This is a genomic window from Cupriavidus sp. HPC(L), assembly GCF_000307735.3.
GTDB lineage: Bacteria > Pseudomonadota > Gammaproteobacteria > Burkholderiales > Burkholderiaceae > Cupriavidus.
In genome coordinates this window covers 107,418-120,016 of sequence record NZ_AMPR02000001.1, presented here as the reverse complement: position 1 = coordinate 120,016, position 12,599 = coordinate 107,418, and the positions used below count along the sequence as shown (strand labels likewise).

Annotated in this window: 12 protein-coding genes and 2 tRNA genes; 11 read left to right on the top strand and 3 right to left on the bottom strand. The window is 67.2% G+C overall.

Translation table 11 applies throughout. From position 1 onward, the window contains the following. Nucleotides 1-19: 19 nt before the first annotated feature. The 4 genes from B551_RS00460 (at nucleotide 20) to B551_RS00445 (ending at nucleotide 5,116) form a co-directional block, all read left to right on the top strand. The gene (locus B551_RS00460; RefSeq protein ID WP_043436500.1) at nucleotides 20-703 is read left to right on the top strand and encodes a flavodoxin family protein; all 684 of its coding nucleotides are present in this window, start codon (nucleotides 20-22) and stop codon (nucleotides 701-703) included. 321 nt (nucleotides 704-1,024) lie between these two features. After that, complete coding sequence (locus B551_RS00455) at nucleotides 1,025-1,675, top strand: response regulator transcription factor (protein WP_043436556.1); 651 nt, start codon at nucleotides 1,025-1,027, stop codon at nucleotides 1,673-1,675. Next, a complete protein-coding gene (locus B551_RS00450) occupies nucleotides 1,672-3,489 on the top strand; it encodes a hybrid sensor histidine kinase/response regulator (RefSeq protein WP_006576642.1) in 1,818 nt (605 codons plus the stop codon). Before B551_RS00455 ends, B551_RS00450 begins: the two co-directional genes overlap by 4 nt. Before the next feature lie 133 nt (nucleotides 3,490-3,622). After that, the gene (locus B551_RS00445; protein ID WP_023263284.1) at nucleotides 3,623-5,116 is read left to right on the top strand and encodes an aldehyde dehydrogenase family protein; all 1,494 of its coding nucleotides are present in this window, start codon (nucleotides 3,623-3,625) and stop codon (nucleotides 5,114-5,116) included. 73 nt (nucleotides 5,117-5,189) lie between these two features. Here the strand turns inward: B551_RS00445 and B551_RS00440 are convergent, their stop codons facing one another. The 3 genes from B551_RS00440 to B551_RS00430 form a co-directional block, all read right to left on the bottom strand. After that, nucleotides 5,190-5,786, bottom strand: coding sequence for a phosphatidylcholine/phosphatidylserine synthase (locus B551_RS00440; protein ID WP_043436551.1), 597 nt, complete (start codon nucleotides 5,784-5,786; stop codon nucleotides 5,190-5,192). 165 nt (nucleotides 5,787-5,951) lie between these two features. Beyond that, complete coding sequence (locus B551_RS00435) at nucleotides 5,952-6,419, bottom strand: DUF2127 domain-containing protein (protein ID WP_006576640.1); 468 nt, start codon at nucleotides 6,417-6,419, stop codon at nucleotides 5,952-5,954. 38 nt (nucleotides 6,420-6,457) lie between these two features. Further along, on the bottom strand, nucleotides 6,458-6,853 hold the full coding sequence (locus tag B551_RS00430; RefSeq protein WP_197498343.1) for a TM2 domain-containing protein: 396 nt from the start codon (nucleotides 6,851-6,853) through the stop codon (nucleotides 6,458-6,460). Nucleotides 6,854-7,008: 155 nt separating this feature from the next. On the opposite strand from B551_RS00430, the gene B551_RS00425 reads away from it, so the two are divergent. From B551_RS00425 to B551_RS00395, 7 genes are all read left to right on the top strand, one after another. Beyond that, nucleotides 7,009-7,084: transfer RNA gene (locus B551_RS00425), tRNA-Glu, on the top strand. Nucleotides 7,085-7,121: 37 nt separating this feature from the next. Further along, nucleotides 7,122-7,198: transfer RNA gene (locus B551_RS00420), tRNA-Asp, on the top strand. Nucleotides 7,199-7,359: 161 nt separating this feature from the next. Then, a complete protein-coding gene (locus B551_RS00415; protein ID WP_006576638.1) occupies nucleotides 7,360-7,854 on the top strand; it encodes a GFA family protein in 495 nt (164 codons plus the stop codon). A 255-nt stretch (nucleotides 7,855-8,109) separates the two neighbouring features. Beyond that, nucleotides 8,110-9,228, top strand: coding sequence for a glycosyltransferase family 4 protein (locus tag B551_RS00410; protein ID WP_006576637.1), 1,119 nt, complete (start codon nucleotides 8,110-8,112; stop codon nucleotides 9,226-9,228). Between the two features lie 19 nt (nucleotides 9,229-9,247). Then, the gene (locus B551_RS00405; protein ID WP_023263282.1) at nucleotides 9,248-11,464 is read left to right on the top strand and encodes an amylo-alpha-1,6-glucosidase; all 2,217 of its coding nucleotides are present in this window, start codon (nucleotides 9,248-9,250) and stop codon (nucleotides 11,462-11,464) included. A gap of 95 nt (nucleotides 11,465-11,559) precedes the next feature. Beyond that, nucleotides 11,560-11,961, top strand: a complete 402-nt coding sequence (locus B551_RS00400) for an OsmC family protein (RefSeq protein ID WP_006576636.1) — start codon at nucleotides 11,560-11,562, stop codon at nucleotides 11,959-11,961. Between the two features lie 139 nt (nucleotides 11,962-12,100). Continuing rightward, on the top strand, nucleotides 12,101-12,553 hold the full coding sequence (locus tag B551_RS00395) for a M23 family metallopeptidase (protein WP_157071884.1): 453 nt from the start codon (nucleotides 12,101-12,103) through the stop codon (nucleotides 12,551-12,553). The last annotated feature ends 46 nt before the right edge of the window (nucleotides 12,554-12,599 follow it).

Here is a 12,599-nt window from a genome sequence, read left to right as displayed (position 1 = left end):
ACCCCACAATGCAAGGAACATGATGACGGACACCACTGTCTCCCAAACCCCTTCTGCCGGCTCGGTATTGATCCTGGTCGGCAGCCCCCGGCGCGACGGCAATTCGGCGGTGATGGCGCAGGCCGTGCAGCGCGGCGCCGAGCGCGCCGGCCATCCAGTCAAGCTGCGTTTTCTCGATGACCATATCGGCGGGCTGCTGCGCGACTGCCGCCAATGCCGCCGTCCCGATGGCAGCTGCGGCATCGACGACGGCTATCGCGATCTGTTGCTGCAGGACTTCCTGCCGGCGGCCGGCGTGGTGTTCTGCTCGCCGATCTATTGGTATGGCCTGTCGGCGCAGACCAAGGCCTTCTTCGACCGGATGTTCTGCTACTACGCCGCCTCGCATCCGGATTCCGCCAACGTGATGCCCAAGCTCGCCCGCAAGCGGCTGGGGCTCGTGCTGGCCTCGGAGGAAAGCTATGCCGGCGCGGCACTCGGCATCGTCCATCAATTGCAGGAGTATGCTCGCTATACCGATTCGCAATTGGCAGGCGTGGTGCGCGGCACCGGCAATCGCCGCGGCGAGGTGGTACGCGATCCGACCGACGCGATGGCGCAGGCCGAGCGCCTCGGCACGGAACTGTTTGCGCGCCCCTACAGCGACTATCGCTTCGATACGCCGCGCGATACGCGGGTGTGGCCACTGGACCAGGCGGCATGATGGGGCTGGATCATTGCCGCGAATGACCGCCATGCACGGCGGCCATATCGGTGAACAAGGCCCGGGCAAAAAAATACCCGCAGCCGGGAGGTGCGGGTATTCCAAAGTGGTATGAGCGAGTCGCGGTTCCGCTCAGGGCGCATCCTCGCACCATGCGCCCGTCCCGCCAATAATCCATCCGGACTAGTTGGCGTCCGATCGCGGGCATGGACAAGCGAGCGGGAATCGATTCCAATCCAGCACTGACGAGGGCCGGCAGCCGCGATCGGCGCGCATCGGCCCCGCCGCGCGATGCCGATGACCGGCCCATTCCCGACCGCCATGCCCGATGCCCGCCTGCTGCTGATCGACGACCATACGCTGTTCCGAACCGGACTGCGTCTGCTGCTGGCAGACAGCCCGAGCGTGTCCGCGATCGCCGAGGCCGGCACGGTGATGGAGGCGGTGCAACATCATGCCGGCGCGGCGATCGACATCATCCTGCTCGACATCCAGCTGCCGGGCCTGAACGGCATCGAGGGCGTGCGGGTGCTGCGCCGGCATTTCCCCGCGGCGCGCATCCTGATCGTCTCCGGCACGTCCGGCCGCGATGCGATTCCCGCGGACGTGCTGAAGGACGTGGCCGGGTTCCTGCCGAAATCGGCGGATGCCACGCAGATCGAGCAGGCGATTGCCCGCTGCCTGCAGGGCGGCAGCTACTTCTTCCGCGCGGCCGATGACGCCATCGTGCCGGGCCAGTCCGCCACCGGCGCGGCACGCTACCTGCCGAGCCAACTGACACCACGCCAGCTCGAGGTGCTGGGCCAGCTGGCGCTGGGCCGCTCCAACAAGATCATCGCGCACCATCTCGGCCTGTCGGAGAACACGGTGCGCGTGCATGTCGCCGCCATCCTCGATCACCTTGGCGTGGTCAGCCGCGTCGAGGCCATCATCGAGGCCCAGCGGCGCGGCCTGATACAGGCCGCGCGGTGAAGCCCGCCAGCGGCCGCCGGCGGCTGCCCTTGCTGCCGCGCTTCGACGAGGGCCGGCTGCTGGCCGCGCAGATGGACCTGCTGGACCAGAGCTTCAGCGTCGCCATGGTCGGCTGCGCACTGGCATCCTGGTTCCTGACCGCGGGGCTGGTGCTGTCCGGCGATCGTCCGCTGGCGTGGCCATGGATGGCCGCGATGACGCTGGCCTGCGCCTACGGCGTGCTCGGCCGCCATCGCATGCCGGCCCGCACCAGCGAGGCCGGCGCGCCGTACTACGCGCGCTGGATGACGATGCTGCTGACCTGCATCGGCGCGTTGTGGGGATTGATCGCCCTGCTCTATCTGGATGTTCGTCAGCCACCCATCGTCATTTCGGTGCTGTGCTTGATCGCGGGCATGAGCGCCGCTGCGCTCGCGGTGTTCTCGGCCTGCCTGCCGGTCGCCGTCGGCTTCTTCGTGCCGGCGATCCTGCCGGTATGGATCAGTTTCCTGGCCACCGGCGACCCGGACTATCTGCCGATGTTCCTGGCAACGCCGCTCTATCTGATCGTGCTGATCATCTTCGCGCGCAATTACGCGCGCGTGGCGCGGCATTCGATCGCGCTGCGCTTCGAGAATATCGAACTGATCGGCCAGCTGCGCGAACAGACCGCGCGCGCCGAATCGGCCCAGCGCGAGGCCGAACAGGCAAGCCGCGCGAAGTCGGTATTCCTCGCCTCGGCCAGCCACGACCTGCGCCAGCCGCTGCATGCTCTGGGCCTGTTCCTGGTGTCGCTGAGCCGCACCGCGCTCGACGACAAGCAGCGCCAGCTGCTGACGCATATCGAGTCCGCGTCGGATGCCGCGCGGGCGATGCTGAACACCTTGCTCGACTTCTCCAAGCTCGAAGCCGGCGTGGTGCAGGCCCGGCCGATGGCGTTCCGCCTGCAACCGCTGCTCTACCGGCTCGAAAGCGAATTCGCGCCGCTGGCGGAAGCGCGCGGCCTGGTCTACCGGACGCGCGAGACCACCTGCGCCGTGTTTGCCGATCCGGCGCTGGTCGAACTGGTGCTGCGCAATCTGATCGCCAATGCGATCCGCTATACCGAGCGCGGCGGCGTGCTGGTGGGCTGCCGCCGGCGCGGCGAACACGCGGTGGTGGAGGTATGGGATACGGGGATCGGCATCCCGGCGTCGCAGCACGCGGCGATCTTTCAGGAGTTCCATCAGCTCGGCAATCCCGAGCGCGATCAGCGCAAGGGCCTGGGGCTGGGACTGTCGATCGCCAGCGGTCTGGCACGGACGATGTCCACCGAAGTCACGCTGGCGTCGACGCCGCGGCGCGGTTCGGTGTTCCGCATGGCGCTGCCGTGGGTCTGGCTGCCGCCGGCCGGCATCGATGCGCTGGTACATCGACTGCCAAGCGATGCCCCGGCACCGCTGAAGCCGCTGCCCGCGGTGCGCGCGCTGGTCATCGACGACGATCCGCATATCCGGCTGGCGATGACCGAATTGCTGTCGGGCTGGCAATGCGACTGCCGGGCAGCGGAGTCCGAGCGCGATGCGCTGGCCTGCCTGCCGGCGTTCCGGCCCAATCTGATCGTCGCGGACTATCGGCTGCGCGGAAACCGGGATGGCCTGCAGGCCATGGCCGCGCTGCGCAAGCAGTTGGGGGAAGCGGTACCGGCGATCATCATTACCGGCGATACCGCGGCCGACCGGCTGCGCAGCGTGCATGCGAGTGGCACGGTGCTGCTGCACAAGCCCGTGGTCGCCGCGGAGTTGCACGCTGCGATCGTGGCGCTGGTCGCGCCGGAAAGCATGGCGCGGGGTTAGACGCGACCGGCAACAATGCGGCCGTTGCACCTCGATAAGTTTTTTTGATAAATCAATCCGATCTATTAATTGGACTTTGGCTCCTGGCTTGCGGACACTGAAATGCATCGGGTCGATCCCGTGAGGAGCCATCATGCCGTCGCCGCTTCACTCCCCTGGTTCGCCGAGTTCGCCGATCTGGCCCAACTCTTCCGCGCTGCCGCGGCACGATCTGCTGATCGGCGCCGAGCGCGTCGCGCCCATTTCCGGGGCCTATTCGACCGACATCAATCCCGCCACCGAGGCTCCGATCGCGCTGGTCGCACAAGGCAGTCCGGCCGAGGTCGATCTGGCGGTGCAGACCGCGCGCCGCGCGCTGAAGGGCTGGAGCCGCATGCGTGCCGCCGAGCGTGGCCGCATCCTGCAGCGCTTCGCCGATCTGCTCGAGGCCCATCGCGACGAGCTGGTCGCACTGGAAAGCCTTGACGCCGGCAAGCCGCTGGCCGCCGTGCGTCGGCAGGATATGCCGGCGGTGATCGACACCGTGCGCTACTACGCCGGCTGGGCCGACAAGATCCACGGCGACGTGATACCGGCCCGCCCCGATGCGCTGACCTATACCGTGCGCGAACCGGTCGGCGTGGTGGCCGCGATCGTGCCGTGGAATTTCCCGCTGATGATCGGCATGTGGAAGATCGCGCCGGCGCTGGCATGCGGCTGCACCGTGATCGTCAAACCCGCGGAAATCACACCGCTGTCGGCACTGCGCATCGGTGAACTGGCGCTCGAAGCGGGCCTGCCGCCCGGCGTGCTCAATATCGTCACCGGCAAGGGCAGCGTGGTAGGCGATGCGCTGGTCGGCCATCCCGGCGTCGACAAGGTGACCTTCACCGGCTCGCCCGGCGTGGGCCGCGGCATCATGCAGGGCGCGGCCGGCAACTTCAAGCGCGTCACGCTCGAACTGGGCGGCAAATCGGCCAACCTCATCTTTGCCGACGCGGATCTCGACGCGGCGGTACGCGCCGCGGCGTCAGGCATTTTCTTCAACGCCGGCCAGGTCTGCTCCGCGGGATCGCGCATCCTCGCGCAACGCGCCGTCTACGACGAGGTGGTCGAGCGGCTCGCCGAACGGGCCCGCGCGATCCGCGTCGGCGACCCGGCCTTGCCCGATACGACGATGGGTCCGCTGGTGTCCAGCGCGCAACTGAAGACGGTGCTCGACTATATCGAGATCGGCAAGCAGGAAGGCGCGTCGGCGGTGGCCGGCGGCATGCGTGTCGGCGAGCGCGGCTACTTCGTCGCGCCCACGGTTTTCGCCAACGTCGCGCACGAGATGCGCATCTCGCAGGAAGAGATCTTCGGCCCGGTGGCCAGCGTGATTCCGTTCGACGACGAGGCCGATGCGATCCGCATCGCCAACGGGACCGCGTTCAGCCTGGCGGCCGGCGTCTGGAGCGCCGACATCGGCCGCGTGCACCGCGTCGCCGGCGAGCTGAAGGCCGGCACCGTCTGGATCAATACCTATGGCTATACCGATGTCCGGCTGCCGTGGGGCGGGGCCGGCGACTCGGGACTGGGCCGCGAGCATGGCGACGCGGCGCTGCAGAACTTCACGGAGCCGAAGACCGTGTGGCTGTCGCTGCGATAGCGGCTGCGATAGGAGCTGCAATAAGGGCTGCGATAAGGGCTGCGATAAGGGCCTGCGATAGACGATCGCCGCCTCAGAACTTCGGAATCCGCAGCGTCTTGCTGATCATCAGCGAGCCCGACAGCACGAACAGCAGCACGAGCGGATGCAGCACCGCGGGACCGAGCGTCCAGGCACCGCCGAACAGCGCGTCGCCGATGCGCCCCTGCCAGGCGCACAGCGCCAGCACGCCGGTCAGCACCACGCTGGTCGGGATCGGCGTGCCCTCGAAATAGGCGACCTTGCCGCTGGCCCCGGACAGCGATTCGGCCGTGACGTTGAAGCGCGCGAGCCGGCTGACGCCGCAGCAGACGAAATAGATTAGCGCAATCAGGTCCCAGCCGCCGCGCATGCCGGCGGCAAAGGCCAGCGCCGCGGGACCGACGCCGAACGAGATGATGTCGGCCAGCGAATCGAGCTCGCGGCCCAGCGCCGAATGCGCATGGCGCCAGCGCGCGACACGGCCGTCGATCACGTCGAAGAAGAAGGCCGCGGGCGCGAAGGCCGCCGCGATCAGGAAATGCCGCAGCGACTGGCTGTCGATGTAGAACATCGCGAAGAACACCGACGCCATGCCGCAGCCCGCATTGGCCAGCGTGAAGACGTCGGCCAGCGCCAGCTCGCGGATCATCGAGAAATGCCGCGGCCTTGCCGATGGATCGGCCGATGATCGGGTCGGATCGTTCGATTCAGGCATATCGGGCTCCTCGCGTGGTCGGTCTTCGATCGTCCCTTGGCAACCCCGGGCCGTTCCCGTTACAGGCGTTGCAGATATCGTGCCGGCATCAGGCGCCTGTCATCGCGGCGTGCCGCGACGGCGGGCCAGGCTCGCGGCCAGATAGGCAACGATCGCCACGTTGGCGACGGCCACGCCGATGTGTATCCAGGTCGGATGCCGCGCCGCTTCGTAAAGTTCCACCGGAATATAGATCGCGCCGGACCAGACGCCCAGCCATTGGGCCCAGGCGCGCTCGTGCCACAGCCCATAGGCCTCGGCGAAGCGCATCGCCGCATAGACCGCGGCCGACGCGCCGATGGCCCACAGGCGGGGATCGTCGGGATGCGCGGCCAGCGACAGGAAGATCGTCGGATAGCGGCTGCCCGGATTCAGGTGCAGCCGCGCGACGATGGCTTCGGCCAGTGCCTGCGCGTCGCGATGCAGCAGCGCCGCGAGGCCGATCCCGGCCAGCACCACCAGCGCGCCCTTGGCCGCCTCCAGCAGCGCGATGCCTTTCAGGCCGAGGGCGCCTTGCCTGCCTGCCATCGGTCAGCGCTCCGTGCGCATTCGAATCGGTCCGCCGCTCAGGAAAACACGCGGTTCTTGTCGGACACCTGATCGTTGAGCGTCCAGAAGTCGTAGAGCACGCCGATCAGGAAGAAGCCGCCGGTCACCAGATACAGCAGGCCGGTCAGCCATTTGCGCATATACATCCGATGCACGCCGAAGATGCCGAGGAAGGTCAGCAGGATCCAGGCGATATTGAAATCCACGCGGCCGGAGGTGAAACGGCGGTCGGCATCCCGGTCCATGCCGGGAATCAGAAACAGGTCGATCAGCCAGCCGATGCCAAGCAGGCCCAGCGTCAGGAACCAGATCGTGCCCGTTACCGGTTTGCCATAGTAGAAACGATGCGAGCCGGTGAATCCGAAGATCCAGAGCAAATAACCGATCAGCTTGCTGTGCGTGTCCTGAATCATGTCCATCCTCATGTTGTCGTGCCGGAATGATGCCATAGGCATCTACCCTGCCCGCCAATTCGCCAATTGCATCGAAGAGGCTTCACACGCGAAAAAAACGGGGTTATACTTGCGCCCCTCGCGACGCAAAACACAGCGTTAGCGAAACGGTTCCAGTCCCCTTCGTCTAGAGGCCTAGGACATCACCCTTTCACGGTGAGTACAGGGGTTCGAATCCCCTAGGGGACGCCAGCTTGACCGGTCGCCAAAGGCGTCCGGATGCCGACAAGGAGTGGTAGTTCAGTCGGTTAGAATACCGGCCTGTCACGCCGGGGGTCGCGGGTTCGAGTCCCGTCCACTCCGCCAGCAACAAGCAGAAAGCCCGCCGATCGCAAGATCGGCGGGCTTTTTGTTTTGCGCGGCGCCTTCCCTGCATCCCGGCCTGCGGATTGGCATTCGATTGGTATTCCAGCGATCAGCTTCCACAATAGGAACCTCGATCCACCACTCTGGAAGATGAGGTCGCCATGCATCTGGAAGGCTCCTGTCATTGCGGCGCGGTGCATTTCAGCGTCGAGTCGTCTTCGTATTACCCGTTCATGCATTGCCATTGCTCGATCTGCCGCAAGACGGCGGGCTCGGGCGGTTATGCGATCAATCTGGGCGCCGACGCCAACACGCTGCGCGTACGGGGCCGCAAGCATCTGGGCATCTATCACGCCGTGATGCGCGAGCCGGGCAAGCGCGCGACCCGCTCGCCGGCATCGCGCCATTTCTGCCTGCAATGCGGCAGCCCGCTGTGGCTATGGGACCCGCGCTGGCCGGAGCTGGTCCATCCGCATGCGTCGGCGATCGATACCCCGCTGCCGCGGCCGCCCGAGGTCGTCGAGGCGGCGCTGGACTTTGCGGCGCCCTGGGTCGACGTGCCGCGCGGCAAGGGCCATGTCCATTGCGGCCAGTGGCCCGAGGAATCGCTGGCGCAATGGCATGCCCGTCATGGTCTCGGCGACGGCCAGCGCTGAACACCGAACATCCCTTTGCGCAAAGCCGCCATGCGGCCCGCTCTTCACACCGTTTCGGCATCGCATATAACTAATCCAGAAGGGCGGCGCAGCTGCGCCGCCCAAAAAATTTGGGGAGGCGGGCTCTTGAAGGTCACACAGCCGCCCCTATTTTGGCGTCGGCCCGTCTTCTCTGGAACGGCACCCACGCCGCGCCGGCCATCGCGGCCGCGCGGCTTCCGGACAGTCAACTTCGCTTGAAGAGGAGGTTTGCTGATGAAGATTGCCCAGATCGCCCCGCTTGCCGAGCGTTGCCCACCCAAGCTCTACGGCGGCACCGAGCGCATCGTGTCCTATCTGACCGAAGAGCTGGTCCGCCAGGGTCATGACGTGACCCTGTTCGCCAGCGGCGACTCCAGGACCGCCGCGAAGCTGGTACGCGGCTCCGACATCGCGCTACGGCTCGATCCCAGGGTGAAAGACCCGATCCCCTATCACGTCATGATGCTGGACGAGGTCCGTCGGCGTGCCGACGACTTCGATGTGCTGCACTTCCACATCGACCTGCTGCATTTCCCGCTGATCCGCGATATCGCCGAGCGCACCGTCACCACGCTGCATGGCCGGCTCGATCTGCCCGATCTGGCGCCGTTCTATCGCGCGTTTCCCGAGTTTCCGCTGGTGTCGATCTCCGACCACCAGCGCCGGCCGATGCCGCCTGTCAACTGGGTCGGCACGGTGCACCATGGGCTGCCGCGCGACCTGCTGCCCTTCACCGCCGATCCGAAGGGGGGCTATCTGGCCTTCCTCGGCCGCATCTCGCCCGAAAAGCGGCCCGATCGCGCGATCGAGATCGCGGCGCGTACCGGCATGCCGCTGAAGATCGCCGCCAAGATCGACAAGGCCGACCAGGCCTATTGGGACGAGGTCATCGCGCCGATGATCGCCGCGCATCCGAAAGTCAGGTTCATCGGCGAAATCAACGAGCACCAGAAGGCCGAATTCCTCGGCAATGCCCGCGCGTTGCTGTTCCCGATCGATTGGCCGGAACCGTTCGGCCTGGTGATGATCGAGGCGATGGCCTGCGGCACACCGGTGATCGCCTATCGCTGCGGCTCGGTGCCCGAAGTCATCGACGAGGGCGTGACCGGCTTTATCGTCGACGACATCGAGCAGGCGGCGGAAGCGGTCGGACGCATCGACGAACTGGACCGGGGCCGGATCCGCGCCACCTTCGAGCGCCGCTTCACCGTGGAACAAATGGCGCAGCGGTATGTCGAGATCTATCGCAGCCTGGCCGACCTGAACGCCGGTGCGCTGCTGCGCCGTGCCATGGGAGCAACGGTGGGCAACGCGATCGGCAGCGATCGCGTCGGTCTGCGTGCCCTCGCCTGAACCGCAAAGGATCGCGACGATGCCAACCGCCAGCACTGTTGCCGCTACCCACGCGCCGGCGCCCAGCGGGCCCGGCGGTACCCAGCTCGCCCAGTTCTTCATCCCGGCCGCCGCGTCGCTGCAGGAACGAAGGCCGCGCACGCTCAAGCATGGCGATACCTTCGCCGTGTTCGACCACAATGGCGATGCACTGTCCGGTCCCGGCAGTCCCGAGGGCGTATTCCATCGGGACTGCCGCCATCTGTCGCACCTGTTCCTGTCGATCGATGGCGCGCGGCCGATGCTGCTGTCGTCGACGCTGCGCGACGACAACGCGACGCTGACCTGCGACCTGACCAATCCCGATCTGTTCGACGGCGATGGCCAGCTAACGGTCGAACACGACGTGCTCCATCTGCGCCGCTCGCGCTTCCTGTGGAATGCGACGTGCTACGAGCGGCTGCTGATCCGCAACTATGACGACAAGCCGCGCCGCATCCAGCTCGAACTGGCGTTTGCCGCGGATTTCGCCGACCTGTTCGAAGTCCGCGGCTCGAAGCGCGAGCGCCGCGGCGAACACCATCCGGCCCGCATTACCAACAATCGGGTCATCCTCGGCTATACCGGACTGGACCAGCAGAGCCGGCACACCGCGCTGCTGTTCGATCCGGCGCCGACACGGCTGACCGGCAATTGCGCCCGCTTCACGATGGAGCTGCAGCCGAAGGAGGCGCGGCTGCTGTTCGTCGAGATCCGCTGCGGCATCGGCGAGATTCCGCAGCAGACGCGCTGCACATTCTTCAGCGCGCTGCGCGATGCCAGGCGGGCGTTGCGCAACTCGGCCTCGCGCGCGGCCTCGATCGTCACGTCGAACGAGATCTTCAACGAGGCCGTCCGGCGCAGCGTGTCCGACCTGTACATGCTGATCACCGATACGCCGCAAGGTCCGTACCCTTACGCCGGCATTCCGTGGTTCAGCACCGTGTTCGGCCGCGACGCGCTGATCACGGCGCTGGAGACGCTGTGGCTGGACCCGAATATCGCGCGCGGCGTGCTCGGCTACCTGGCGGCCAATCAGGCCACCGACAACGATGCCGCCGCCGATGCCGAGCCCGGCAAGATCCTTCACGAGGTACGGCACGGCGAGATGGCCGAACTCGGCGAGGTGCCGTTCCGCCGCTACTACGGCAGCATCGATTCGACGCCGCTGTTCGTGATGCTGGCCGGCGCCTATCTGCATCGCACCGGAGACCTGGGCACGCTGCAGCGGCTGTGGCCGAGCCTCGAGGCCGCGCTGCAGTGGATCGAGCGCTATGGCGACCGCGATGGCGACGGCTTCGTCGAGTACGGCAGGCGCACCACCGAAGGGCTGGTCAACCAGGGCTGGAAGGACAGCCAGGACTCGGTGTTCCACGCGGACGGCACGCTGGCCAAGGGACCGATCGCACTGGCCGAGGTGCAGGCCTACGTCTACGGTGCCTGGCAGGCCGGCGCCGACATTGCGGGGCAACTGGGCATGACGGAGCGCGCCACCCAATGCGCCGCGCGCGCCGAGGCGCTGCGCGCGGCTTTCGACGCGGCGTTCTTCGACGAGGCGCTTGGCACCTACGTGCTCGCGCTCGATGGCGACAAGCGGCCCTGCCGGGTGCGCACGTCGAACGCGGGCCATGCGCTGCTGACCGGCATCGCGTTTCCCGAGCGCGCGCCCGCGGTGGTCCGCACGCTGATGTCGGGAACGTCGTTCTGCGGATGGGGCGTGCGGACCGTCGCGTCGAACGAGGCGCGCTACAACCCGATGAGCTATCACAACGGCTCGGTCTGGCCGCACGACAATGCGCTGATCGCCGGCGGCATGGCCCGTTACGGCTTCCATCGCGAGGCGGCACGGATCTTCGAGGGCCTGTTCGCGGCGTCCACCTATATCGACCTGCGCCGCCTGCCCGAGCTGTTCTGCGGCTTCCCGCGCCAGGGCACGCAGGGCCCGACCTTCTATCCGGTCGCCTGCATCCCGCAGGCCTGGGCCGCGGCCGCGCCGCTGTACATGCTGCAGGCCAGCCTGGGGCTGGGCTTCGACACCGAACGCGTGCATATCACCTTCGACGAGCCGGCGCTGCCGGCCTTCCTCGACGAGGTGGTCTTCCGCAACCTCGCGGTCGGCGGCGGCTCGGCCGACGTCGCGCTGCGGCGCTCGGGCCGGCATGTCGTCGTCGACATGCTGGAGCGGCGCGGCCCGGTGCGGGTGTTGACGACGAATTGAGGCATAAAATGCCCGGTGGATTCGCGCGGCCGGGACAGTATTCGCCCCGCGATGTCAGCCATTTTCGTGAACCGACCCGACAGGAGCCACCCGCCATGACCCCGGTTTCCCACGCCAGCGTCCGCGCCGCCGGACCGAATTACCGGCACGAGATCACCACCGGCAAGCATCAGCTGGTGTCCGACGAGCCCGCCAGGGCCGGCGGACAGGATGCCGGGCCGGCTCCGTACGACTATGTGCTGACCGGGCTGGGCGCGTGCACCGCGATCACGCTGCGGATGTATGCGGACCGCAAGGGCTGGGACCTCGGCGATCTTTGCGTCGAGCTGACGCTGCTGAAGAACCGCGACGGCGATACGCGGATCGAACGCACGTTGCACACGTCGGCATCGCTGAGCGACGAGCAGTGGGAACGCCTGCTGGAAATCGCCGGCAAGACACCGGTCACCCGCACGCTGCAGGCCGGCGTGTCGATTGCCACCACGAGGACCGCCTGATTCCGCGCGGGCCGGCGATCACCGCGGCAGGCTGACCACCGTGTCGCTCCTGCGCAGGCGGTCCGGCTGGTTGTGGATCGCGGCCTTCGCGGCCGCCGCGTGGTGGGCCTGGCCGCGCGTCCAGCCGGTGCTGGATCGCATGGTCTACGGCATCCGCCTGGCCGCGATGCCGGCGCCGAAAGCGCTGCCGGTGCCGGTCGCGGGCGTATCGGCCAACGCGTTGCGCGATACCTGGAATGCCGCGCGCTCCGGCGGCCGCCGGCATCAGGGCATCGACATCTTCGCGCCGCGCGGACGCGAAGTCGTGTCGGCGACCGAAGGCATCGTGTCCCGCGTCGGCACCAACAATCTCGGCGGCCAGGTCGTCTGGGTCATGGGACCGGGCCGGCAGATGCACTACTACGCCCACCTCGACCGCTATGGCGAGATCGCGCCCGGCGATCGCGTCATGCCGGGCACCGTGCTCGGCTATGTCGGCAATACCGGCAACGCGCGCGGTACGCCGCCGCATCTGCACTACGGCATCTATACGCCGGCCGGCGCGATCAATCCCTACCCGCTGTTGACGGCGCGCATCGCCACGTCGAAGTAGCCGCGGCGCGAGTGCGCCAAACCGAAGCACCCCATACTCCCAACTT